General features: G+C 70.0%; 19 protein-coding genes and 3 pseudogenes. 11 read left to right on the top strand and 11 right to left on the bottom strand.

Features of this window, described 5'->3' with window-relative positions; translation table 11 throughout:
* Window positions 1-13: 13 nt before the first annotated feature.
* Complete coding sequence (locus ACIPC1_RS02125) at window positions 14-145, top strand: hypothetical protein (RefSeq protein ID WP_402512491.1); 132 nt, start codon at window positions 14-16, stop codon at window positions 143-145.
* Between the two features lie 639 nt (window positions 146-784).
* On the opposite strand, the gene ACIPC1_RS02120 is transcribed toward ACIPC1_RS02125, so the two are convergent.
* Window positions 785-1,357, bottom strand: a complete 573-nt coding sequence (locus ACIPC1_RS02120) for a Fic/DOC family protein (RefSeq protein ID WP_402512489.1) — start codon at window positions 1,355-1,357, stop codon at window positions 785-787.
* Window positions 1,354-1,704 carry a type II toxin-antitoxin system Phd/YefM family antitoxin gene (locus ACIPC1_RS02115; RefSeq protein ID WP_402512487.1) on the bottom strand — a complete coding sequence of 117 codons (351 nt, stop codon included), beginning with the start codon at window positions 1,702-1,704 and terminating at the stop codon, window positions 1,354-1,356. The genes ACIPC1_RS02120 and ACIPC1_RS02115 overlap by 4 nt, the downstream gene beginning before the upstream one ends.
* A gap of 116 nt (window positions 1,705-1,820) precedes the next feature.
* Between ACIPC1_RS02115 and ACIPC1_RS02110 the strand changes: the two are divergent.
* Window positions 1,821-2,078: pseudogene (locus ACIPC1_RS02110) on the top strand (hypothetical protein); the annotation flags it as partial.
* A gap of 8 nt (window positions 2,079-2,086) precedes the next feature.
* On the opposite strand, the gene ACIPC1_RS02105 reads toward ACIPC1_RS02110, so the two are convergent.
* The gene (locus ACIPC1_RS02105; RefSeq protein ID WP_402512486.1) at window positions 2,087-2,599 is read right to left on the bottom strand and encodes an ATP-binding protein; all 513 of its coding nucleotides are present in this window, start codon (window positions 2,597-2,599) and stop codon (window positions 2,087-2,089) included.
* A 176-nt stretch (window positions 2,600-2,775) separates the two neighbouring features.
* Here ACIPC1_RS02105 and ACIPC1_RS02100 point away from each other — a divergent pair.
* Both ACIPC1_RS02100 and ACIPC1_RS02095 read left to right on the top strand, forming a co-directional pair.
* Window positions 2,776-2,886, top strand: a pseudogene (locus ACIPC1_RS02100) (transcriptional regulator); the annotation flags it as partial.
* A 259-nt stretch (window positions 2,887-3,145) separates the two neighbouring features.
* The gene (locus ACIPC1_RS02095; protein WP_402512484.1) at window positions 3,146-4,021 is read left to right on the top strand and encodes a hypothetical protein; all 876 of its coding nucleotides are present in this window, start codon (window positions 3,146-3,148) and stop codon (window positions 4,019-4,021) included.
* Window positions 4,022-4,136: 115 nt separating this feature from the next.
* Here ACIPC1_RS02095 and ACIPC1_RS02090 read toward each other — a convergent pair whose 3' ends face one another.
* Window positions 4,137-4,775 (bottom strand): DUF6879 family protein, encoded by a 639-nt coding sequence (locus ACIPC1_RS02090; RefSeq protein WP_402512482.1) that lies wholly within the window; start codon window positions 4,773-4,775, stop codon window positions 4,137-4,139.
* Window positions 4,768-5,037, bottom strand: coding sequence for a hypothetical protein (locus ACIPC1_RS02085; protein ID WP_402512481.1), 270 nt, complete (start codon window positions 5,035-5,037; stop codon window positions 4,768-4,770). Before ACIPC1_RS02085 ends, ACIPC1_RS02090 begins: the two co-directional genes overlap by 8 nt.
* 227 nt (window positions 5,038-5,264) lie before the next feature.
* Between ACIPC1_RS02085 and ACIPC1_RS02080 the strand changes: the two genes are divergently transcribed.
* Window positions 5,265-5,675 carry a hypothetical protein gene (locus tag ACIPC1_RS02080; protein WP_402513362.1) on the top strand — a complete coding sequence of 137 codons (411 nt, stop codon included), beginning with the start codon at window positions 5,265-5,267 and terminating at the stop codon, window positions 5,673-5,675.
* Window positions 5,672-7,801: a tetratricopeptide repeat protein gene (locus ACIPC1_RS02075; RefSeq protein ID WP_402512479.1), complete on the top strand. Its 2,130-nt coding sequence runs from the start codon at window positions 5,672-5,674 to the stop codon at window positions 7,799-7,801. Before ACIPC1_RS02080 ends, ACIPC1_RS02075 begins: the two co-directional genes overlap by 4 nt.
* A gap of 38 nt (window positions 7,802-7,839) precedes the next feature.
* Here ACIPC1_RS02075 and ACIPC1_RS02070 read toward each other — a convergent pair.
* A pseudogene (locus ACIPC1_RS02070) lies at window positions 7,840-8,093 on the bottom strand (Txe/YoeB family addiction module toxin); the annotation flags it as partial.
* 486 nt (window positions 8,094-8,579) lie between these two features.
* Between ACIPC1_RS02070 and ACIPC1_RS02065 the strand changes: the two are divergent.
* Entirely contained in the window at window positions 8,580-10,118 is a 1,539-nt protein-coding gene (locus ACIPC1_RS02065) for a CHAD domain-containing protein (RefSeq protein ID WP_402512477.1), read from the top strand.
* 331 nt (window positions 10,119-10,449) lie between these two features.
* Here the strand turns inward: ACIPC1_RS02065 and ACIPC1_RS02060 are convergent, their stop codons facing one another.
* The 5 genes from ACIPC1_RS02060 to ACIPC1_RS02040 all read right to left on the bottom strand — a co-directional run bounded on the left by ACIPC1_RS02060 (window position 10,450) and on the right by ACIPC1_RS02040 (window position 16,454).
* Window positions 10,450-10,827 carry an ANTAR domain-containing protein gene (locus ACIPC1_RS02060; RefSeq protein WP_402512475.1) on the bottom strand — a complete coding sequence of 126 codons (378 nt, stop codon included), beginning with the start codon at window positions 10,825-10,827 and terminating at the stop codon, window positions 10,450-10,452.
* Between the two features lie 144 nt (window positions 10,828-10,971).
* A complete protein-coding gene (gene nrfD / locus ACIPC1_RS02055; protein WP_402512474.1) occupies window positions 10,972-11,871 on the bottom strand; it encodes an NrfD/PsrC family molybdoenzyme membrane anchor subunit in 900 nt (299 codons plus the stop codon).
* A gap of 65 nt (window positions 11,872-11,936) precedes the next feature.
* Window positions 11,937-12,860 (bottom strand): 4Fe-4S dicluster domain-containing protein, encoded by a 924-nt coding sequence (locus tag ACIPC1_RS02050; protein WP_402512472.1) that lies wholly within the window; start codon window positions 12,858-12,860, stop codon window positions 11,937-11,939.
* Window positions 12,857-16,102 (bottom strand): formate dehydrogenase, encoded by a 3,246-nt coding sequence (fdh, locus tag ACIPC1_RS02045; protein WP_402512470.1) that lies wholly within the window; start codon window positions 16,100-16,102, stop codon window positions 12,857-12,859. The genes ACIPC1_RS02050 and fdh overlap by 4 nt, the downstream gene beginning before the upstream one ends.
* Before the next feature lie 91 nt (window positions 16,103-16,193).
* Complete coding sequence (locus tag ACIPC1_RS02040) at window positions 16,194-16,454, bottom strand: hypothetical protein (protein WP_402512468.1); 261 nt, start codon at window positions 16,452-16,454, stop codon at window positions 16,194-16,196.
* Window positions 16,455-17,305: 851 nt separating this feature from the next.
* Here ACIPC1_RS02040 and ACIPC1_RS02035 point away from each other — a divergent pair.
* The 4 genes from ACIPC1_RS02035 (at window position 17,306) to ACIPC1_RS02020 (ending at window position 22,903) form a co-directional block, all read left to right on the top strand.
* On the top strand, window positions 17,306-19,321 hold the full coding sequence (locus tag ACIPC1_RS02035; protein ID WP_402512466.1) for a hypothetical protein: 2,016 nt from the start codon (window positions 17,306-17,308) through the stop codon (window positions 19,319-19,321).
* A gap of 95 nt (window positions 19,322-19,416) precedes the next feature.
* Window positions 19,417-21,042, top strand: a complete 1,626-nt coding sequence (pelF, locus tag ACIPC1_RS02030; protein WP_402512465.1) for a GT4 family glycosyltransferase PelF — start codon at window positions 19,417-19,419, stop codon at window positions 21,040-21,042.
* The gene (locus ACIPC1_RS02025) at window positions 21,039-21,410 is read left to right on the top strand and encodes a hypothetical protein (RefSeq protein ID WP_402512463.1); all 372 of its coding nucleotides are present in this window, start codon (window positions 21,039-21,041) and stop codon (window positions 21,408-21,410) included. The genes pelF and ACIPC1_RS02025 overlap by 4 nt, the downstream gene beginning before the upstream one ends.
* A complete protein-coding gene (locus ACIPC1_RS02020) occupies window positions 21,407-22,903 on the top strand; it encodes a hypothetical protein (protein ID WP_402512461.1) in 1,497 nt (498 codons plus the stop codon). The genes ACIPC1_RS02025 and ACIPC1_RS02020 overlap by 4 nt, the downstream gene beginning before the upstream one ends.
* Window positions 22,904-22,938: the final 35 nt, after the last annotated feature.

Genomic DNA, 22,938 nt, shown 5'->3' with positions numbered 1-22,938 from the left:
CGGCATCTGAGCGGTGGTCCGCGCTGTGGTATTCACGCTCGGCACCCTGGCGGAGGACGCCGAGCGGTCCACCGCGCAGCTGTCCGCTCTGGTCGACGGCGATGACGCTGCGATCCTTGACAGTGATCACACGCAGCCGCGTTGACCCGCGGGGTCATGAACTCCGCACCGCTACACCACTTCGGGACGTCACCTGGACCCTGCGTAGCTCCGCGACGCTATCCAAGATCAGCTGACCCCGCTCCGAGTGCTCCGGGGACCCTGGAGGCAAGCAAGCAAGCAAGCGATGCCGGTGCGCGCGATGTGCACGGCCTCTGGTCACGCGGAACGTCTGCGCAGTTCAGAGGCCGCATTCATACATGATGCAGCTGTCCCCGGCCTACAGCCTGGCTCGTCTGCCGCCAAGGACCTCTGACTAGGGAAAGTACTGGTCAGGGGCCCTCTTTCATAGATCCAGGGGTTTGGTCGGACCCCGGTCCGTACCGGTTCAAACGGGACCGCACGGCTACGTAGGTAGCCATGAAAACTGGGGCCAGAGCCGGGCGGCGGCGCGGCCGGACCTGGCACAAACGGCTTCTGCCCTGGGGCGTCCGAGTGGTTCCGCCACGATGCCTGAGGATGTGGCGCAGCCGCTTCTGGCTCGTGCCTCGACTGGGTGGCACTCATCCTCAGCAGTCCGGCTCTGCCACCTGAGAACCTCGACCCGACGAAGTTGGCGCAGAAACGCTCCATGCCAGCCTGTCGTGCGCCGAGCATCGCGCCTGCCGACCGGGAGATGGCTGTGTCACCCCGTGGTTGTGACGAGTTCGTCCAGCATCTGCTCTGACAGGCTGTTGTCGCCGAGGAAGCTCTTTACCGAGGCGTCCTCGTTGCGCTGAGGGTCCAGGGTCGACCAGTTCAGGTCGTAGCTCGCGTCGGTGCTGAGCTGGGTCAGGTACGCCCGCTGGGTGCGGCCGTTGCCCTCGCGGAACGGGTGGAGGACGTTCAAGTCGCCGTACAGCGCGGCAAGTCGGATGACGAATTCCCGCCGGGGGAGATCCCGTAGGTGACCGGACGAGGCGAGACGGCCGAAGATCTCTCCGGCGTAGGACGCCAAGTTTCTTGCCGGGCAGAACGGTGTGCGCTTGGCGATGTTCACGGTGCGTAACTCGCCTGCCCACGGATAGATGTCACCGAAGATCGCGGCATGGAACGCTTGGAAATGGCCGAGGCCGTACGCGCCGGGTAGGGGGCGTTCGGCGAGCATGACGAGGCGCGCCCGGGTGATGTCCGCCTCCGCTGCCGCGAGCAGTTGATGGTCGGTGATGCCGAGCTTGTTGCGCAGCACGCCGTTGGGCATGGCGTACGGATCGTTCACCCTGCCCGCCGCTCCGAAGTCTGTCGGTGGCGGGCGATCGCGCGGGCGACAAGGGTGTCCGCGTCGAGGTCGCCCTTCACGTACGCCTCGGTGTCGAGGTCGGAGGCCGTGGAGGCCTGGAGCCCCTCGGCCTCGATGGAGCCGGTGGCCGAGGCGACGGCTGCACGTCGTGCCGCTCGGCCGCTCAGCGCTTCGAAGGCCTCGACGGACAGGAGGACGCCCTGGGGCTTGCGGTGGGCGCCGATCAGGACCGGGTCGGCATCCGCGCCGGACTCCGACAGGTCAGTCAGGATCCGCGACAGTCTCGCGCGCGCATCGCTGACAGTAACGACCTCAGGGATCTCCATGCTGGCATCGTACCCATATAGAGGCTAGATTCTGTACAGATTCTAGTACGGATTCTGGTGGGTGTCCCGTTCCGGGGCGGGTTCGCCGTCCTGGAAGCGGAGCTGGACAACGGGCCGTGTCGCTACAGGTGCCGACGCGCGGACCGCCTCCCTACGTAGCCATCAAGGTAGCCGCGGAAACTCCCTCCCTGCACGTTTGTGCAGGTCATAGCGTTGCGTACAGCCAGACTCGTCTGCTGGCCCCCGTCGTCAGCGAATATGCTGGTCAGGGGGCCCTTTTTATTGATCCCCCTGCCGCAAAGTGCACCTCGGCAGACTCCCTCCGCCCCTCTTGCTGGCGGGCGCGCGGCAAGCTCGACGTGCCCAAGGAGCGGTTCGTCTCCTACGGGCCGTGCGCCGATGTCGAGTCTGCCGAACGAGGGGTCGCCGGGTGGGTTTGTGGGCGGCCTCCGGTCGGTACACGAAGCTCTGCCCACATCGTTTTTCCGGGGGCAGCCGGGCGAGGCGTGACGCCCCAGTCGTCCGCGAGGAGCAGGCCCCGGCCGGACTCGGATGCGGAGTTGGGGGCTGGGGGAGTGGACGGAGGCTGTCGCTCGGCGTGGGTGTCGGTCACCTCGATGCGGAAGGTGTCCTTGGCCAGGGTGAGTTGGAGGTGAAATTCCCGGCCGGGGACGTGACCGTGGCGTATGGCGTTGGCGGTGAGTTCCGCTGTGATGAGGGTGAGCCTCTCGTTGGCCGGGGTCGCGTAGGGGTGACCCCAGTCGTTCAGGCGGTGCGAGACTAGTCGGCGGGCGAGGCGGGCGCCGCGCGGGGTCGAGGTGAAGCGCATGGTGAACTCGCGTTCGACTGCGGGACGCTGTGGCACATGCCCGTTCGGGGGAGTTGCTGACTTCATGCGGTCAGCGGTGGCGGACTCTGCGTAGCGTCGAAGAGGAGTGATGTGCTGACGGGTGTGGGCTGTACACGTCGGCGGTGCGCTTGTACGTGGTGTCGGGCGTGACCGGTTTCCGGGCCGTGCGTTGGGCGAACGGCGTCCGGTGACTGTGATGGTCGTACGGGAGGAGTCGAGGCGTGGACGACGAGGTTCAGCAGCCGGAGTACGAGTTCGGGACGGGCATGCTGTGGGTGTTCGGGCGGCAGCTGAAGCTGTTCCGGGAGCGAGCGGGGATGGACCGACCGCGCGAAGCTCGGGTACGTGTGTTTGTCCAGAGCTCTGCGCATATCCGCCTCCGCAGCACCTTCAGCAGCGCGCTGGCGCTGGCTGCCACGGCGCTCAACGCCCGCCCAGAGACGCTCGGTTCGCGACCGCGGCCGCCTTCCCGGGTGACGATCGACATCGTGATGGACCCAGCCGGCACACCACCGTCACTCACACGACGAGGCCCCAACTGAGCTGACACAGTAGGGCCCTGGGAGCGTGGAGTTACTGTAAGTTCCTGCTGTGAAACCGGGCAAAGTGAACGAGAACCCCGAGTCGCGCTTCTCCGCGGTGCTGCTGGCGGCAGCAAAGCTTCCGGGTGTGCGTATCAACAGGGAGGCGTACCTCCGAGGTGCGCTGGCTCGCCACTGCTCCGAGGACGACATCCGACGGGCAATAGAGGAGAGCCCCGCTGCTGCGGGCATCACTGTCGAGGTTCTCGACAAGGTGGCCAACGACTCCATCCGCTACGAAACCGCCAAGGTCAGCGCTCTCTCCGCTGCTGCAGGGATACCCGGCATCATCGCCCTTCCCGCCACTGTGCCCGCCGACATGGCCCAGTACTTCGGCCACATGGTGCGTATCGCGCAGAAACTCGCCTACCTCTACAGCTGGCCCGATCTGTTCTCCGACGACGGCGATGACGTCGATGACGCGACCATGGGGGTGCTCACGCTGTTCTTCGGCGTGATGTTCGGCACCCAGTCGGCGAACGCCGCCGTGGGGAAGGTCGCCGGGATGATGGCGGAGCAGGTCGCCAAGAAGCTGCCCCAGAAGGCACTCACCAAAGGTGTCATCTACCCGATAGTGAAAAAGGTCGCGGCCTACCTCGGCGTCCAGATGACAAAGCAGTCCTTCGCGAAGAGCGTCTCGAAGGCCATCCCTCTCGTGGGGGCCGTTGTCTCTGGCGGGCTCACTCTTGCGACCTACCTTCCGATGGCCAAAAGGCTCAAGAGGCACCTCTCCAGCTTGGAGCTGGCGAAGCCGTCGCCCCGAGTCGTGGATGGGGAAGTCGTGGATGGGGAAGTCGTGGAAGACGACGGGCCTTTCACCACGGCATACGCTGAACAGTGCGACGCAGACGCCACCGCCCCCGCGGTGCAGGATCCGCAGTCTTGACGCCTGAAGCGCACTCTTGGCTGCCGGAGCGGTAGCCGATACGGCCGGCGTTCTCGTCATCGCCGGGGGGTGATCTGTGGGCATGAGGGCTCGCTTGTCACCCCCGCCTCGCTGATCACCGCGAACCGCGAAAACCCGTCTGAGCGCCAGACACCTGGGGCGGGGCCAGGGTAACGATCTCCCGGTCGAAGAAATCGTGGAATCCCTCAGCACGCTCATAAAGCGCATCGAATCCGGCGTTCGTTTCCCGGATCAGTGAGCGGTCGGTGTAACGGTTTGCTCCGTCCGCGTTTCCGTCCTCGTCGTAAACGACCTCGTACATGGCTACATCGCCGAGAATCACTACTTCTGGAACCTGGTGAGTCCGCTCGATGTCAGAAATGCGGCGAGCGTCGACAACCTTGATTTCATCGCCGAGGTTCACGCGTACGCGCAGGGCGAACAACTCCCATTGCACATACGGTGTGATCGGGAATTCCACGACGCGAAGGCGGCGGTGCGTGACGCCCAGTCGTGACGCTTGGCGGAGTTCCTCGGCGTAGTCCTCGCGCCTCTCCTCGGTCAGGGACAGGGCCCTCTCCCAGTCGCCGTCGGCGAAGGCCTCCCAACTCGGGAAGCCGCGCTCCTTGAAGTGCTGGCCGCGCTCAAGCTTGTTGAGGAAGCCGATCCCGCTGCTGTAGACCCGGCCCAAGTCCGCGTGGTACCTGGGGCGGTCCAGGCGTTCGGAGGCGCCGCCGGGAAAGGAGTCAAACATTGGGGATGTCCGGCTTCGCCGCGATGAGCATGTTCCTGGGGATGACCACGAGGCGTTCGTCCGAACCGATCGAGACCCCTTCGGGCAGGTTCTTGGCGAGTGCCTGGGTGAGGTCACGTCCGATGACAGCGATGTCACCATTGGTGAGTTCCCAGATGTCGGGGCAGTCAGCAGTTCCGGTTGTATTTCCGAGTTCCTGGGGTGTTTTTCCCAGACGCCGTTTAAAAGTCGTGTCCGGATCCGCTTCCCAAGGCCTGACCATTATCGTTGCCCCCTCGATCGGTCGGGTGGCTTCACTGTACCGTGCAACTGGCTTGCCTGGCCATGTGTTAGACCCGGTCCACGAGGGTAATGGCGAGGAATGGTTCCTCCTTGTCTCATGTTGCTCGGGGTGGAATGATGTTGATTGGAAAGAAAATCATGCCAACGCTTGGAAGGCACGTTTTTTCTGCTGTGCTGTCGGCAAATCGGGTGAACGGAGGGGTGGCTGTGGACCCGGAAGTGGCCTCGCTCGCACAGAGCGCGGGAACCACCTTGATCACGTTGATGGCAGCAGATGCCTGGCACCGCACGCGTGACGGGTTCACGCAGCTCTGGCGTCGGATGCAACCAGAACGGGCCGAGACCGTTGCCGCTGAGTTAGAGGCGGGCCGCGAGGATGTGCTGGCTGCTATGGCGGCGCACGACCAGGAGACTCTGGACGAACTGCGCCTGCAGTGGCAAGGGTTCGTACGGCGTCTGATCGTCGCCCGGCCCGCCGCCGCCGAAGAACTGCGCCGGCTGCTGGACGAACTCGACCCCGATGGCTCGGCGGCCCGACAGGTCACCCAGCACGCCACCGCTTCCGGCCAGGCCCGGGTCTACCAAGCGGGACGAGACCAGCACATCGCAGAGCGATGACGGGTGGGATGGACGGTCACGCCGAGGACCGTGGACGGGTTTTCCAGACATCCGGCGATCAGCACATCAACGAGCACCACCACTACGGCGGTGACGGCCCCGAGCCCAGTGGCCCGGACTCGGTGCGCCGACCGGCAGTGGGGCGGCCTCCCGTCGTACTGCGTGACCGCAGCGAGGTGATGGAACGTCTGCGAGTGAGCGTCGAGGCGGGGCGCGGCGGCGAGGTCTACGTGCTGTACGGCATGGGCGGCTCGGGCAAGACGGCGGTCGCGTGCACCCTCTTCCAGGAGGTTGCGCGCGAACAGGGCCGGGTAGCGCTGTGGGTCAACGGCGCCGACCGTGCGAGCCTGCGCGGCGGCATGCTGGCCGTGGCCGCTGACCGGGGGGCGGGCGACGGCGAACTGCTCGCTGCCCGCAACGGCCTCCGACCCGCGGCCGATCTCGTCTGGCGGTACCTCGACCGCTCCGCCGAGCCCTGGCTGCTGGTCCTCGACAACGCCGATGAGCCGGAGATTTTGCGGGACGGCAGCTGGCTGCGCACCAGCCCACGCGGCATCGTCGTGGTGACCACACGCCGAGCGGCGGCCCGCTGGTGGCCGGGAGCCGAGCTCCAGCACATCGGCGTACTGCCGCGGGAGGACGCCGCGCTCGTGCTGCGAGACCTCGCCCCGCACAGCGGTACGACGGAGCAGGCGGCGCGGATCGCGGACCGGCTCGGGCGGCTGCCGCTCGCCCTCACCCTGGCCGGAGGCTTCCTCTCCCACCAGGTGCTCGACCCCTGGACGATGGATGCCTACGGACATCATCTCGACGGTGACCAACGGGTTCAATTGATCGACCGCGGAGCCGACGCGCTGTCCGAAGCGGACCCGCGGCATCTTGTCGGCCTGACGTGGCAGCTGACCCTCGACACGTTCGAGGCGCGGGGGCTGCCCGAAGCGCCGGCCCTGCTCCGACTGCTGGCCCGGTTCGCCGCCGAACCCTTGCCGCTGGCCCTGCTCAACCACGAGGACATCGACAGTGTCCTTCCCCGGGCCCGTACGGAGACAGCTCTGAGGGCCCTGCTCGACCAGTCGCTGTCCGAGCTGGTCGACGTCGTCGGTATGCGCTGCGTGCAGAGCCATGGCGTCCTGCTCGACAGCGTCTCCGCGGCGACCCCCGCCGAACTGATTCCCACTCTCGACGCGGCGGCCGTCCGACTGCTCGACGCGGCCGTACCCGGCGTACCCGATGCCGGGCCGCACGAGCCGCGGCTGCGCCTGCTGGTACCTCATGCGCTGGCCTTGCTGCGGCGCGTCGGCGAGCCGTCGGCCGCTGCCGATGCCCTGGACGTGGCGACGCGGCTGTCGGTCGCTCTGCACCGGACCGGTGACTACCTCTCGGCCTGGGAAACCTCCCGAACCGCCGCGGACCTCGCGCAGCGACTGCTCGGCGCGGACGACCGTAAGGTCCTGGCCGCCCGTTCCAGGGCCGGGCGGGCGCTGTTCCGGCTGGGCAGGTTCGCGGAGGCCGAGCCGTTGCTCCGCGGTGTCCGTACCACTCAGGAGGGCTTGTTCGGGGCCGGCGACCCCGACACTCTGGACACTTCCTACGGCCTTCAGCTCGTGCTGGCGAACCTCGGGAGACGAGAAGAGTCGGTCGCGTTGCTCAGTGCCACCGTCGCCGGTCGGCGCTCGGCGTTGGGCCCCGCGCACCCGCTGACCCTGCGCGCCCGTGCCAGCCTGCTGGAGATGCTGCCCGCAGCCGAGGTGGTCACCGAGGAAGACGGTGCACTGCTCTCGTTACCTTCGGAGTGCGACCGGCTCCTGGGCTCCGAACACACGGTGACACTGGGCGCCGGACACAACCACGCGTGGGCGTTGTACCTCCTGGGCCGGTTTGACGAAGCCGACAGCGAGATCCGGCTGGTCACCGAAACGTATGTGCGGCGCTTCGGGCCGGAGTACCCGATCGTGCTCGCGGCCCGGCAATTGTTCTCCCGGACCAGGGCCGCCCTCGGTCATGTGGATGAGGCGATCGAGGTGATGACCGACGTCGTCGCACGACGGGAACGCGGCCTGGGCCCCGAGCACCCCTTCACGGCCGCGGGCCGGCGGCTCCTGGACACGTACCGGTCGGGCCGATGACGTGACGGCATGTGCCGCAACGGCGAGTGGTGGCCGCAGTAGTGATAGCGGGCTTTGAGGATCTTGACTTCCTTCTCGTCCACCCGGTAGACGAGCCGGTGCTCGTCGTCGATCCGGCGTGACCAGTAGCCGGACAAGCCGCCCTTCAGGGGCTCTGGCTTGCCGATGCCGGTGAAGGGCGTGCGCTGGATCTCGGCGATCAGGCGTGTGATCCTGCGGGCCATGGCGCGGTCCGAGCCGAGCCAAAACAGGAAGTCCTCACATCCGGCGGGTCGAAGTCGACGCTCCTCACCCGTCACCCGTCACCCGCCAGCTCTTCCAGCTCTGTCATGGTTCTGGTGGCCACGGCCTCGCCGGCCCAGTCCCGTGCGACGGTCGGGCGGGGCCCTTTCGCGTGTTTGGGGCTTCACGCTTCTACCAGCGGGTTCCCCGGAGTTCCGTAGAAGTGTGCACGCATGTGCACTGGGGCGGGGTGCCGGAGTCGCGGCCTACGCGTACGGGGGGCCGAAGTGGCAGCGACGGTGCAGAGGCGCTCGGACGTCGGGTACCCGAACGCGTCGGGCCGGAGGCGTGACGAGATGGGGAAACAGGCGGGACGGACCCGGCCGGTTCGCCGTCACCCCATGGGCGGCAGCACCTCATGGCACCGGAGCCCGGTCCACCCTCCGGGGGCAGCACCTCTTGGCCCCCGGAGCCCGGCCCACCCGCCGGGGGTCATGTGTGACGTGACAATGGACCGCCGATGTTTACCCGGGGCTCAGATGTGTACGCGCACGTCATGACCGAGTCGAAACGAGAGACAGAGCGGAAGTACGAAGCACCCTCGGCCGACGACACCGCATGGCTGCCCGACCTCGCCGGGGTGGGCGGGATCGCGTCCGTCGTGGATCAGGGCACCGAGGATGTGGACGCCGTGTACTACGACACCGACGACCTGCGGCTGGCCGGCGCGTCGGCCACCCTCCGTCGAAGGACGGGCGGGCCTGACGAGGGCTGGCACCTCAAGCTGCCGCTGTCCGGTGACAGCCGGGAAGAGGTGCGGGCCCCGCTGTCCGAAACCATCCCGGACACCTTGCGGGAGCTGGCCCTCTCCCGTACCCGTGGTGCGGAGCTGCGGCCGGTGGTCCGGATCCGTTCCACTCGTGGCGTACGGCAGCTCGTCGGCTCCGACGGAACGGCCCTCGCCGAGCTGAGCATCGACTCCGTCCGTGCCGAGTCCCTGCTCGCCACGGGCATGCGGGCCTCGTGGACCGAGATGGAGGTCGAACTCGCACCGGACACCGACCCCGTACTGCTGGACGCCGTGGACAAGACACTGGGCGAGAACGGCATCGGCCGCGCACACAGCTCCTCCAAGCTGGCTCGCGCCCTGGAGGAGACAGCAGGAGGAGTGCCCCGAGGGCCGGACGAACGTGCCGAGGCCGTAGCGCCCGGATCCGCCGGTGAGGAGGTCCTTCGCTCTGTGGACGAACGTATCCACGCCCTGGTGGACCTGGATCCCGCGGTCCGCCGTGACCTGCCCGACGCCGTACACAGGATGCGCACCACCTGCCGTCGGCTGCGCAGCGTGTTGCGGTCCTACCGGTCGGTCCTGGACCGGGAGGCCACCGACGCCGTCCGCGAGGAACTCAAGTGGCTGGGCAACGAACTGGGCGCGGAACGCGACCAGGAGGTCCTTCGGGAGCGACTGGGCGCGAGGATCGAGGCGTTGCCTCGGGAACTGGTCTTCGGGGCCGCCTCCGCGCGCCTGCAGGTGTGGGACGCCGGCCACACCGCCGAGGCCCGCCTGCGCACGCTCGACGCCCTGGACTCACCCCGATACCTGGCCCTTCTGAACCGTCTGGCAACGCTGACGGAACGGCCCCCGCTGCGCGGCAAGGCCGCCCGGCCGCCAGGGAAGGTCATGGTCAAAGCCATCCTCAAGGAATACGGTCGGCTGGCCGACCGCATGGCCCACGCCCTGGATCTCCCGCCGGGAACGGAACGCGACACGGCTCTCCACGAGGCCCGCAAGGCGGCCAAGAAGACGCGGTACGCCACTGAGCCGGCGCGCGACTCACTCGGCAAGCCCGCCAAGCGGCTGGGCAAGCGCGTCAAAACCGTCCAGCAGGTGCTCGGCGACCACCAGGACAGCGTCGTGGCCCGCAAGGCCCTGCGGAAGGTGGCCTTGGCGGCGCACGCGGCCGGTGAACCAAGCTTCACCTGGGGCCTGTTGTACGGACAGGAGCAAGCCGCGGCCGACCGGGGCGAACGGGAACTGCCGCCCCTGTGGGCCGAGGCGTCGCGGCACAGGCTGCGCAAGGCGCTCAACCGTTGAGGAGCGGCGGAGTCGTACGGCTCGGCCGAGACCCGGGAACGACGGCACGCCCGGTCCGGCAGGGCCGTCGACCGTGGCTCAGCCGTTGAGGATGCCCGGCAGGGTCAGCGATAGCGTGTCCAACCTCGGCGGCGAGGCCGCCCTCCGGGCGTCGACGGGAATGTGACGACAGGACCTAGCCGCGCCGGGGAGGCGAGGCCGGCCGCCCTGCGGGACTGGTCCCCGGGCGGCCGGTGGCGAGCTCACTGCCGAACCCTCCCGGGAGCGGTTGGACAGTTGGCCGCCTTCTTCGGACTACCGGGCTGGGCCTGCTTCAAACAACCCCCGCGGATCACGGTTGGGGCGGAGCTCCGGGAATCTGGGTGGGCCCGTACCTGTCGAGGGCCTCTTCCAAGGGCGCCCGGATGTCGGACGGGAGATCTCCCGTCCGCCCCCAGACGAGAACCAGTTCCGCGATGCTGCGCAGCTTGACGTTCGTGCGCTGGGATACTTCACGGAGTACGGCCCACCCCTCGTCCGGTGTGACACGGCCGAGGGCAACCATCATGCCGATGGCCTGGTCGACCGTGGCGTGCGAGGTGACGGCCTCCTTCAACTGGCCCACCTCTTCCCGCAGTTCGAAGATCTCCTCCACGACCTCCGCGGGCACGGGGGATTCCGTCGGGACGCCGCGTCGCTCGTCGTTTCCCGAAGTCGTCTCTGAAGTCATCTGTTCTCCGAGGTCGGGATCCCGGCCCTGCGCCGTTGTCCGTCGAGTCCATCGTCTATGTCGTCTACGTCGTCGCTACCGGGGCGCACCAGTGCCGGTGGGACTGGCGGCCGCCGAGAAAACCGTTCCTACGGTCCGGAAGCCTCAGCCCTCGTCGGGCGGGTCGTCGGCCCGTTGGGGGACCACGGTGTATTTCGGGTCCTCCGCCGAGGCCACCCCCGCCGCGAAGATGCCAAAGCGGGTGCACGCCGAGCCCGCGAGGAGGGCAAGACCGCTCGCCACGGCAGCCGGCCGACTGCGGCGGCCGAGCAGCAGGCCGCCCGTGGCACCGGCCGCGGTGAGCAACCGGGCGGCGCGCAGCAGGGTTCCGGCCCGGCCCTGGCGGTAGGTCTCGGCGACCATTCCCAGCCGCCTCTCGGCCGCGCCGGTCGCCGTCGCCTCGGCCGCGGCGGCCAGTACCGCGGCGCAGCGGGCCGGTGCGGACTCGGTCACGGGACCGAGGACCAGGGCCATTCCGGCCGCGGCCGCCGTCGCGGACGCGGCGAAGACGTACGGGAGTTCGCGGTGCGCGCCGTGCCAGGCCGGTACGGCGGTGTCCGCTGCCAGGACGGCCGTGTACGAGGCGACCGCCGGGCCCAGCAGCGCCGCCGTCGCGGTCGCCGCCGCACCGGCCCGGGGCAGCCGCCCGGTGAGGGCGCTGACGGCTGCCGCGCCGGCTGCCGGACCGTAGCAGGCGAGCAGCCACGAGCCCACGCTCATGGGTGAGGTGGGCTTGAGCACCCGCAGCATGTTCGAGAACCGGCTCGGTACCCCGAGGTCGTGCACGAGTGCGGCGGCGGACAGTGAGACCGCGGCGAGCGAGGACACCTTCATCGCCGTGGCGGTGGTCGTACGTCCCGTGAGCTGGGCGCCCGCGGCGAGCACGGAGCCCGCGCCGGCGAGCCCGCCCAGGAAGAAGTAGCCGGCGATGTCCCGGGCGGCCCAGGACGGTGCCTTGATGACCGGGCGGCCGTAGTACGACTCGAACTCGGCGCGAGGGACCATGAGTTGCTCCCCTCGACGCCCGCGGCGACCGCGGCGACCGTGAGGCGTGTCTCGCCCCGTCTGCGTCATCGTGTTCCCTTCTTTCCCCGGAGGGCGGGCAGCGCGAAGGAGAGGGCGAAGCCGCCGACCAGCGAGAGGGCCGCCGCACCGGCGTGCTTCCACATCGTGGGGAGATCGCGGGTGGTGACGACCGGGTTCGGGGGCAGCCCGTAGACCTCGGGTTTGTCGAGGAGGAGGAAGAACGCGCCGTCGCCGCCGACTCCGTCGTCGGGCTCATGGCCGTAAAGCCGGGCGCCGTCCACGCCCGCCTCGTGCAGCTGGTCCACGCGCAGCGCGGCTCGTTCGCGCAGTTCGTCCAGCGGGCCGAACTGGATGGACTCCGTCGGGCAGGCCTTGGCACAGGCGGGTTCCTGTCCGGCGCCGAGCCGGTCGTAGCACATCGTGCACTTGAACGCCCTGCCGTCGTCGGGGCGTTGCTCGATGACACCGTACGGGCAGGCGGGGACGCAGTAGCCGCAGCCGTTGCAGATGTCCTCCTGGACGACGACCGTGCCGAACTCGGTCCGGAAGAGCGAGCCGGTCGGGCAGACGTCCAGGCAGGCGGCGTGGGTGCAGTGCTTGCACACGTCGGACGACATCAGCCAGCGCAGCTCGCCGGGCTCGCCGCCGGGAGTTTCCGACTCGGCCTCCACCAGGGGGAGTTGCGTCCGCCCTTCCGGTGCCGGGACCTGTGGTTTCTGCTGTTCGATGAACGCGACGTGGCGCCAGGTGGAGGCGCCGAGTCCCTGGGTGTTGTCGTAGCTCATGCCGGTGAGGGAGAGCCCGCCCTCCGGGATGGCGTTCCACTCCTTGCACGCCACCTCGCAGGCCTTGCAGCCGATACAGACGGAGGTGTCGGTGAAGAAGCCCACGCGGGGCGGGGGTTCGGGGTGCCCGGCGTCGCGGGCGGGATCGGGTTCCACACCGCTGAGCAGGTGACGGTCCGTCATTTCCGTGTCTCCGTCCCCGTCCTGGCGGTGATGCCCGCGCGCCTGCGGTACTCGGCGACCAGCTTCGGCAGGTCGGGGCCGCGTGGCCGGCGCCCCGGGCGGATGTCGGCGGTCAGCGCCTTGTCCTCCTGGATGTGGGCGTTGGGGTCCAGGGCGATCGCGACGAGTTCGTTGGCCGCGTCACCGGTGGCCACGCCGTTGGGGCCCCAGTGGAACGGCAGTCCGATCTGGTGGACCGTCCGGCCCCGCACGGTCAGAGGCCTGATCCGCGCGGTGACCATCACGCGGGCCTCAACGGCGTTGCGGGCCGTGACGATGGTGGCCCATCCCATGTGCTCCAGACCGCGTTCGGCGGCCAGTTGGGGGGAGACCTCGCAGAAGAACTCCGGCTGGAGTTCGGAGAGGTAGGGCGACCAGCGGCTCATGCCGCCCGCCGTGAAGTGCTCGGTGAGACGGTGTGTGGTGACGACGTAGGGGAAGACCTCGGCGCCCTTGTCGTCGCCGCTCGGGTGGTAGCGGTTGCCCTCCCGGGCCAGCAACTGCCGTACGGGGGAACGCGGTGTGGAGGGGTGGAGAGCGTTGGTGAAGGGCGAGTCCTGCGGTTCGTAGTGCGTGGGGAGCGGGCCGTCCTCCAGTCCCGCGGGCGCGTAGAGCCAGCCCTTGCCGTCGGCCTGCATGATGAAGGGATCGTCGCCGCGCAGGGCGTCCGGTCCGCGGGCGTCGTCCGGCGGCACGAAGTCGGGGGCGCGGTCGGGCACGAAGTCGGGGACGTCGTACCCCGTCCACTTCCCCTCGGCCTCGTCCCACCAGACGTACGCCTTGCGCTCGCTCCACGGCGTGCCGTCCGGGGCGGCCGACGCCCGGTTGTAGAGGACACGGCGGTTGGCGGGCCATGCCCAGGCCCACTCGGCGGCCACCCAGTCCTGTTCGCTTCCGGGCCTGCGGCGGGCCGCCTGGTTGACGCCGTCCGCGAACACCCCGCAGTAGATCCAGCAGCCGCACCTCGTCGAGCCGTCGTCCTTGAGTTCGGTGTACGCCGAGAGCGGCGCCCCGTCCGGGCCGTGGCCGTTGATCTCGGCGAGTACGGTGGCGGCGACAGGTTCGGCCAGCGGCCCGTCGACCGGGTAGTCCCAGGTCAGATCCTGTACGGGCCGGTCCATCGGGTCGGTCGACGCGGCCAGCCGCTCCTTGATACGGCGGCCCAGGTGGTACATGAACCACAGGTCGCTGCGGGCGTCGCCCTCGGGCTCGACGGCCGCGTGGTGCCACTGCAGCCAGCGGTTTGTGTTGGTGAAGGAGCCGTTCTTCTCGGTGTGGGCGGCCGCGGGGAAGAAGAACACCTCGGTGCCGATGTCCTCGGTGCGCAGTTCCCCGGTCTCGATCTCGGGGCCGTCCTGCCACCAGGTCGCCGACTCGATGAGGGAGAAGTCGCGCACGACCAGCCACTCCAGGTTGGCCATGCCGAGCCGTTGGAGCCGCGTGTTGGCGGAGCCCACCGCAGGGTTCTCGCCCATCAGGAAGTAGCCCTTGCACACGCCGTCCAGCTGGGCCAGCACCGTGTCGTAGGTCGAGTGCGAGCCGGTCAGACGGGGCAGGTGGTCGAAGCAGAAGTCGTTGGCGGCGGTGGCCGCGTCTCCGTAGTACGCCTTGAGGAGGCTCACGAAGTAGGCCCGCATGTTGCCCCAGAAGCCCTTGTCGGTGCGGCTGGCCTCGATGAACGCGTCCAGGTTCTCGTGCGCGTGGGCGTGCGGCATGGGCAGGTAGCCGGGCAGCAGGTTGAACAGGGTGGGGATGTCGCTGGAGCCCTGGATGGAGGCGTGGCCGCGCAGGGCCTGGATACCGCCGCCGGGGCGGCCGATGTTGCCGAGCAGCAGTTGCAGCACGCTCGCGGCGCGGATGTACTGCGCGCCGACCGAGTGCTGGGTCCAGCCGACCGCGTACGCGAACGCGCTGGTCCGCTCGCGGCCCGAGTTCGCGGTCAGGTCCTCGCACACCCGCAGGAACATCTCGCGCGGCACTCCGCAGACCTCCTCCACCAACTCCGGGGTGTAGCGGGCGTAGTGGCGCTTGAGGATCTGGTAGACGCAGCGCGGATGGCGCAGCGTCTCGTCCTGCGGGGCCTGGTGTCCGGTGCGCGCCCCGCCCGAGCCGTGCGCCTCGGGGCCGCCGGAGCCGTGGACGCGCTCCTCGTACTGTTCGTCGACCTCGCCGGTGGGCTGCTGCACCTCGACGCCCTCGTACTGCCAGCTCGACGGGTCGTAGTGGTGCTTGTCCTCGTCCAGGCCGGAGAAGACGCCGTCGAGATCCTCGGTGTCGCGGAAGTCCTCGCTCACCAGGGTGGCGGCGTTGGTGTAGGCGAGAACGTACTCGCGGAAGTCCTTCTCCTCCGTGAGCACGTGGTTGATGATCGCGCCGAGGAACGCGATGTCGCTGCCGGCCCGGATCGGGACGTGGAGGTCGGCGAGGGCGCTGGTGCGGGTGAAACGCGGGTCGACATGGATGATCCGGGCGCCGCGCTTCTTGGCCTCCATCACCCACTGGAAGCCGACGGGGTGCGCCTCGGCGAAGTTGGAGCCCTGGATGACGATGCAGTCGGCGTGCTGGAGGTCCTGCATGAAGGTGGTGGCACCGCCCCGCCCGAAGGAGGTGCCGAGCCCGGCGACCGTGGAGCTGTGGCAGACCCGGGCCTGGTTCTCCACCTGGACCACGCCGAGGCCGGTCAGCAGCTTCTTGATCAGATAGTTCTCCTCGTTGTCGAGGGTCGCGCCGCCCAGGCTGGCGATACCGAGGGTGCGGACGGTGCGCAGCCCTTCGGACTCCCACTCCCAGGTCCGGCGCCGTGTCTCGATCACCCGGTCGGCCACCATGTCCATGGCGGTCTCCAGGTCGAGTGGCTCCCAGTCGGTGGCGTACGGCCGCCGGTACAGCACCTGGTGGCGGCGGGCCGGGCCGGTGGTGAGCTGGAGCGTGGCGGAGCCCTTGGGGCACAGGCGGCCCCGGCTGATGGGCGAGTCGGGGTCGCCCTCGATCTGCACGACCTTGTCGTCCTTGACGTAGACCTGCTGGCCGCAGCCCACCGCGCAGTAGGGGCACACGGAACTCACCACCCGGTCGGCGGTGTCCGTGCGCGGCCTGAGCTGCTCGGTGCGTGCCGACATGGCGGCCCGGCCGCGGCCCAGCGGGTCGGATCCGGTGAGCTGGCGGAAGGCGGGCCAGTCGCTGACCCATGTGCGCACACCCATGGTGTGTCCTCTCGGCGGCTGGAATCTCCGATGTCGGCGGTGGGCGCCGCTTTCAGACTGGCCCACCGGGGCGGGGACGGCACGCGGAGCGTCAGCCGGACGGTTCGTCGGGCAGGGGGTGCTCGGGCCGGGGGCTTCCGGAGCGGGGGGAGCCGCGTCGACCCGTTCCGGCTTCGTCCGTGTCGGGGAACTCCGGGCCGGGCCGGGCGTCCTCGGCCGGCCGAGTCGAGTCGCCCTCCGGCTCCCAGGGGTCCCCGTCGGCGCCCGCCTGCTGGTCGGGCATGTCCCTCGGCACGGGCTTGGTCTCCCGCCCTCCGCCGTCCCCGTGACTCCCCGGACGGTGACCGCTCACGGTGCTCTCCCCATCTCGCCGGATCCTGGTCCGACCCCGGGTACCCCGCACGAGGCCTCGCCACGCAGGGCCGTCAGGTCTTTTCGTCAGGATCACCGCCGGACTGCTGCTCGAGAGGCCCGGCATGGAGTGGTGCTCTGCCACCCACAACCGCAGGAACCCACGGGAGTCGGCCAGTTGGGCCGGCCGCCGGGAGGCTCTCAGCGCCTCCCGGGCCGTGTTGCGATCACCCACGGCCACCGGATCCGGTACGGACGACACCGCGGGCGCGGTTCCTCGGGTACTGCCCCGGACGGGATCGCTGAACCGCTCGGTCATGTCGGCGGCAGCGGGGTGCCGACCGGCCCTTCCGCACCGCGGGCTGGGGTGGCTGGATTTCAGCGGGCCTGACGGATGTCCTCCACCTCGTCCCCAACCCCCTGTCTCCGCTGGTAGGAAGCGAAAGAGGGCGCCTTCCCGGAGCGGCCGACGGCTTTCTCGGAGAGTCCCGGCAGGGGAAGGAGCTGGCCGAAAGGCCATCGCGTTCCACCCGGGTGTCGGGGGCTCCTGTCGGCCGGCGACAGCCGTCCCGCTCCTGCCGGTTCCTGGGAGTTCGAGGGGAATCACCTGTGCGCTGAGTGAACATTCATGTACGCAAGGTAAACAAGCGCAGGGTGGCTGAGAAACTTTTTCGAATTACCCACGAAACCTCCTCACCTCATCGGAGGATGTGTGCGGCACGGGCCGGGGGTTGCGCGCGGCCAAGGTTTTTTCATTCGCCTCGGCGTAGGTACGCAACAAGGGTTCCTCGCTGTCCTGGTCCGGTTTTTCGTCATGCGGCAATTCGTGCCGCAGCCCATGGGGGGCACATCATGCAGGGTCTTTCGCGTAGAGCCGCGGTCTGCGCGGCGTCGTTGTTGCTCACGTTCCTGGCGCCGGTGGCCGGGGCGAGAGCCGCCGACACGGAACCGAGAATCGACCTCAGAGTGCTGGTGGTCGATGACGGCGGCGAGGCCACGGCCGCCGTCGCGGCGGAGCTCGACGGAGCGGGGACGCCTTACACCGAAGTCGATTTGAGTGACGCGGGTAGACCGCAGATCGACGCGGCGTTTCTGAGCGACACCGTCGACGGGCGGCCGAGGGCGAAGTACCAGGCCGTGGTGCTGCCGAACGACAACCCCTTCGGCGCGGGCTCGGCGGAGATGGCGGCGCTGACCTCGTACGAGCAGACGTACGGAATCCGACAGGTCGACGCCTACACGTACGCCCAGCCGGCCGTCGGGCTGAACTGGGCCGAGAACCCCGGGTACATGGGGTCGCTGGACGGTGTGACGGCGCAGGTGACCGCCGCCGGTCTCGCGGGACCCTTCGGGTATCTCGACGGTCCGGTGCCGTTCGAGGACAACGCGGCCGATGTGTCCGAGAGTTACGGCTATCTGGCCGTGCCGCTCGCCCAGCAGGCGGAGGGTGCCACGTTCACGAGCTACGTGGAGGCGCCCATTCCCGGCACCGCGGTGAACGGCTCGCTCATCGGGGAGTACGCGCACGACGGCCGCCGCGAACTGGTGGTGACGTTCGTCTACAACCAGGCCCAGCAGCAGTACCGGCTGCTTGCGCGCGGAATCGTGGAGTGGATGACGCAGGGCGTCCATCTCGGCGCCGACCGGAACTACTTCGCGGTGCACGTGGACGACGTCTTCGGCGCGGACGACCGGTGGGACACCGTGCTGAACTGCACCCCCGGAGACGTGGACTGCCCCGAGGGTCAGGGCACGGCGGACCCGATCCGGATGACGGTCGCGGACGCGCAGTACGCGAAGCAGTGGTCCCAGGAGCACGGTCTGACGCTCGACTTCATGTTCAACGGCGCGGGCAGTGAGACCTACAAGGAGGAGAACGGCGGGGCGGACGCGCTGACCGATCAACTGGTCGCGGACAAGGGCGCCTTCCGGTGGGTGAACCACACCTACGACCACCCGTTCCTGGGCTGCGTGCAGAACGTGACCGTGGTGCCGTGGGTGTGTTCCACCGACGCGGCCGGGAACGTGCAGTGGGTCAGCCAGGCGGACATCACCGCGCAGATCGTGGACAACCGGAACTGGGCCACGGCCAAGGGACTTGCCCTCGACAACACGGAACTGGTCACGGGTGAGCACTCCGGCATGAAGGTGCTTCCGCAGCAGCCCGACGACAACCCGAACCTGGCGCCCGCGCTCGCCGCGACCGGGGTGACCGCGCTGGGCAGCGACAACTCGCGTGACCCGCAGCAGCGGCAGGTCGGCGCGGCGCTGACGGTGCCGCGCTTCCCGGTGAACATCTTCTACAACGCGGGCAAGCAGGCGGAGCAGGTCGACGAGTACAACTGGATCTACACCAGCGCGGCCGACGGCGGCAGCGGTATCTGCGACAACTCCACGACGACCACCTGCCTGGCCGCCCCGCTGGACACCGCGACCGGCTACACCTCGTACCTCGTACCGACCGAGAGCCGGATCGCGCTCGGCCACGCACTGTCGAACAACCCGCGCCCGCACTACATCCACCAGTCGAACCTGGCCGAGGAGCGGATCGCCTACCCGGTCCTGGAGAAGGTCCTGAGCGACTACGCGGGCCTCTTCGCCGACAACACCCCGCTGGTCAACCAGGGGATGAGCGAGACCGGCGCCGAACTGGCGCACCGGGCCGCCTGGGACGCCGCCGTCGACGGCGGACAGGTCACCGCCTACCGGATCGGGAACACCGTCACCATCGACGCGCCCAGCGGGGTGCAGGCCCCGGTGACCCTGCCCGCCGCTACGAACGGCTTCGGCAGCCCGTACGCCGGAGCGAGGTCGGGATGGACCGCGGCCGGCTCGCTGGAGGCGGCCGCAGTGGCGACGGCCGGTTAGCCGCGCGCCCCGGCGGCATCGGCCGCCGGGGCCCGACCGCGCTCCTGACCACGGCCGCGGCCTGAACCAACCGTTCCTTGGGGGGAATGAGACGCATGTCCACGCGAGAGATCCTGCACGCCGTGCCACCATCGGGCACGGACGACCGGGCGGTGGTGACACTGCTCACCGAAGGAACGTATCCGCACCAGCACGGTGGGGTGAGCGTGTGGTGCGACCAGTTGGTGCAGGGGATGCCCGAGGTCGGCTTCCAGGTCGTCGCGATCACCGGGACCGGCCAGGAGCCGCTCGCCTGGGAACTGCCCCTGAACGTCGGCTCGGTGGTCTCCGTCCCGCTCTGGGGACCCGCTCCGGACGGACGCGCGCCCCGGGGCAGGCGGCTGCGCCGCTTCCTGGGTACGTACGAGCGGTTCCTGCTCTCGCTCCTCGAGCCCGGCTCGCCGACCGCCGGGGCGGACTTCGCCGACGGCCTGTACGCCCTCGCGGCCCGGGCCCGCAAGGGGGAGCTGTCGGCGGCCATGCGCACCGAGGAGGCGCTGCGCACCCTGACCGCGGTGTGGAACCGGCCGCACATACCCGTGGCGGCGGCCCGGCCGACCCTGCACGACGCGCTGACCGCCACCGAACTCCTCGAGCACGCGCTGCGGCCGCTCGCGGTCACCCCCTCGGAGGGCGGGGTCGCACACGCCGTCAGCGGAGGTCTTGCCGCACTTCCCGGGCTGATGGCCCATCAACTGCACGGAACGCCACTGCTGTTGACCGAGCACGGCGTCTACCTCCGTGAGCGCTACCTCGGCTATCGCACGGGCGGTTACCGCTGGCCGGTGAAGTCGCTGCTCCTCGGCTTCTTCCGGCAGCTGGCCCGGGAGACCTACGCCCGCGCCGCGCTCGTCACCCCAGGCAACCGCTACAACCGGCGCTGGGAGGAGCACGGCGGCACGGCGCCCGACCGGATACGCACCGTCTACAACGGAGTCGACCCCGGCGCCTTCCCGCCCGCCGGTCCTGAACCCGAAGTGCCCACCCTCACCTGGGCGGGACGCGTCGACCCGATCAAGGACCTGGAGACACTGATCCGCGCCTTCGTCCTCGTACGCGAGGAGTTGCCGCAGGCGCGGCTGCGGCTGTTCGGCGGCACACCACGCGGCGGAGAGGCCTACCGGGAGCGCTGCGAGGCCCTCGCCGCGGAGTTGGGGGCCGGCGACGCGGTGGTCTTCGAGGGCCGGGTGGAGGACATCCGCGACGCGTACGCGGCGGGCAACGTGGTGATGCTGTCCAGCATCAGCGAGGGCTTCCCCTTCACCCTCATCGAGGCCATGTCCTGCGGGCGGGCCACCGTCTCCACCGACGTGGGCGGAGTGCACGAGGCGGTCGGTGACACCGGCCTCGTCGTACCGCCCCGCGAGCCGCAGGCGATGGCGCGCGCGGCACTGGAACTCCTGCGCGACCCGGCACGCCGCGCCCGGATGGGCGAGGCCGCACGACTGAGGGTGATCGAGCAGTTCACCCTCCGCCAGACCATCGACACCTTCCGGGGAATCTACGGCGAACTCGCCACGCACGCCGCCACCGGCCGCGAGCGGTACGCCGAGGAGTACGCCCAGGAATTCGCCCCGGCGTCCGTCGGCCGGCGCGAGCCGCAGCCGGAGTTCGCCGGGCACGGCGTACGGCAGCAGGAGTTCGCCGGACACGGAGCGGGGCAGGCCGGTGAGGTGGGGTGAGCGGGCGGACGACCGACACTTTCCGCGGGATCCACGGCCGGCTCGACACGGGGTTCGCCGCCGGGCACGAGCGGGGCGCTGTGGTGCGGGCTGCTGGGAATGGGCGGGGCGTCGTGGTGCGGGTGGTTGGGCGTGGGCGGCACACCGTGGTGCCGGCCGCCGGGCACGAGCAGCGCTCCGAGGTGCCGGCTGCCGGGGGCGGGCGGGGCGTCGTGGTGCGGGCTGCTAGGCACGAGCAGTGCTCCGAGGTGCCGGCCGCCGGGTGGCTGCGGTGCCAGCAGACCCGCGTGGCCCACATGGACCGCGTTGCCCACATGGCCCACATGGACCGCGTGGCCCGTGTACGGCAGGCCGGTGAGGAGGAGTGAGCGGCCCCCTGCGTCTGCTGCCGGGCGACGGTGGCATCGATCAGGAACGCGGCGAGCGGCGGCGGTTCCCGGCGGGATGGCCGGGCAACACGACTGCCGGGCAAGGCGGTTCGGGCCGTACGGCGGGCCGTACGGCGGGCCGTACGGCGGGCCGGACCGGTCCGGCCGGGTCCCGTGGCACCGACGCGCTGCCTGCCCTCGGCCCGCGCCCGGTCCGTCGCCGTCGGCCGTCCTGGGCCGAGGACCCGTTCGACGAACTCGCCGAACGGCTGGCGGATGTGTGCGGCGCGGCCGTGCACCCCGACGAGATCGCCGCCGTACTGGAGTCGGACGGGCTGACGCAGGAACAGATCACCGGCCGCTACGGACGGCGGGACCTGTTCGAGGTCGCCGAGGAACTGTACGAGCGGGTACCGCGCCGCTTCCCCGACCCGGAACCGCCGCCCGACCCCTGGCGCACCAGCCCCTGGCGGTGCGTACTGCGCGGGGCGGTCTTCGGACTCCCGGGCCTGGCCTACGTGTTGGGCGCCGGGCTCCTCGCGAGCGGTACCGGCGCGATCGCCGGTCTTGCCGCCTCGGCGCTGGTCGCCTGGGCGTGGAACCAGGGCCTGGCCCACCGCGCCTACGTACGGCTCGCGGCGGGCGGCCGACGCGCCGCCGCGCGCACTCTGCGCGTCGGGGCCCCGGTCGGGGCGCTGGGCGCGGTGTCGGCCGGGCTGCTGCTGTCGGGGCAGGGCACCATGGCCGCGTTCGCCGCCGGGCAGGCGCTCTATCTCGCGGCGGGCACGGTGCTCCTGGTGCTGGGCCGCGAACGGGATCTGCTGCTCGCGCTCACCCCGACGGTCGCCGGAGCGGCCTCCCTGCTCCTCTGGCACCCCGGACCACTGACCGTCACCGCGCTGCTCCTTGTCACCGTCGCGGCGGCGGTGCTGCTGGCGGCCCGCGAGATCGTACGGTCGCTGCGCACGGACGGTGCGACAGGTCCCGGCACCGGGCCACCGCTCGCCGCCTCCCTTCCGTACGGGCTGTTCGGCCTCGCGGCGGGGTCGCTGACGCTGATGGCCGCGTCCGCCGACGGGGCCGCCGTGGTCGTGCTCACCCTGAGCATGGGCGTCGCCGAATGGCTGCTCTACCGCTACCGGAGCCTGGGCCTCGCCGCGTTGCGGCACAGCACCACGCCCAGGGGCTTCCAACTCCGGGCCGGGCGCGCGCTGTTGCTGTGTCTCGCCGGATACCTGGCGCTGCTGGCCACGCCCGCCCTGATCCGCGGGGACTCGCCCGGACCGCTGCTGGCGCTGGGAGCCGTCCTGTGGACCGCTCTGCTGCTCCAGGCCTTCGGCACGGCCTGGCCCCCCGCCGTCGTCTGTCTGGCCGCCGCCGCCGGCGCGGCCCTGGGCCCCTCCGCCGTCCGCCCGCTCGTCTGCGGCTGCGCCGCCGCCGCGCTGGTGATCGTCTCGTACGCCCTGCTCGGCCGGGCCACGGCCCACCGCTGACAACAGCTCAATCATCCGCATGACCCCTGACACCA

It is taken from the genome of Streptomyces sp. NPDC087263, from assembly GCF_044744645.1.
Taxonomy (GTDB): domain Bacteria; phylum Actinomycetota; class Actinomycetes; order Streptomycetales; family Streptomycetaceae; genus Streptomyces.
This window is presented reverse-complemented; position numbering and strand designations above follow the sequence as displayed.

Coding starts and splice junctions, on each gene's coding strand:
- ACIPC1_RS02115 (WP_402512487.1), bottom strand. CDS start 1,704: ATGGAGATCCCTGAGGTCGTTACTGTCAGCGATGCGCGCGCGAGACTG.
- ACIPC1_RS02105 (WP_402512486.1), bottom strand. CDS start 2,599: ATGAAGTCAGCAACTCCCCCGAACGGGCATGTGCCACAGCGTCCCGCA.
- ACIPC1_RS02090 (WP_402512482.1), bottom strand. CDS start 4,775: ATGTTTGACTCCTTTCCCGGCGGCGCCTCCGAACGCCTGGACCGCCCC.
- ACIPC1_RS02085 (WP_402512481.1), bottom strand. CDS start 5,037: ATGGTCAGGCCTTGGGAAGCGGATCCGGACACGACTTTTAAACGGCGT.
- ACIPC1_RS02075 (WP_402512479.1), top strand. CDS start 5,672: ATGACGGGTGGGATGGACGGTCACGCCGAGGACCGTGGACGGGTTTTC.
- ACIPC1_RS02065 (WP_402512477.1), top strand. CDS start 8,580: ATGACCGAGTCGAAACGAGAGACAGAGCGGAAGTACGAAGCACCCTCG.
- ACIPC1_RS02060 (WP_402512475.1), bottom strand. CDS start 10,827: ATGACTTCAGAGACGACTTCGGGAAACGACGAGCGACGCGGCGTCCCG.
- nrfD (WP_402512474.1), bottom strand. CDS start 11,871: ATGGTCCCTCGCGCCGAGTTCGAGTCGTACTACGGCCGCCCGGTCATC.
- ACIPC1_RS02050 (WP_402512472.1), bottom strand. CDS start 12,860: ATGACGGACCGTCACCTGCTCAGCGGTGTGGAACCCGATCCCGCCCGC.
- fdh (WP_402512470.1), bottom strand. CDS start 16,102: ATGGGTGTGCGCACATGGGTCAGCGACTGGCCCGCCTTCCGCCAGCTC.
- ACIPC1_RS02035 (WP_402512466.1), top strand. CDS start 17,306: ATGCAGGGTCTTTCGCGTAGAGCCGCGGTCTGCGCGGCGTCGTTGTTG.
- pelF (WP_402512465.1), top strand. CDS start 19,417: ATGTCCACGCGAGAGATCCTGCACGCCGTGCCACCATCGGGCACGGAC.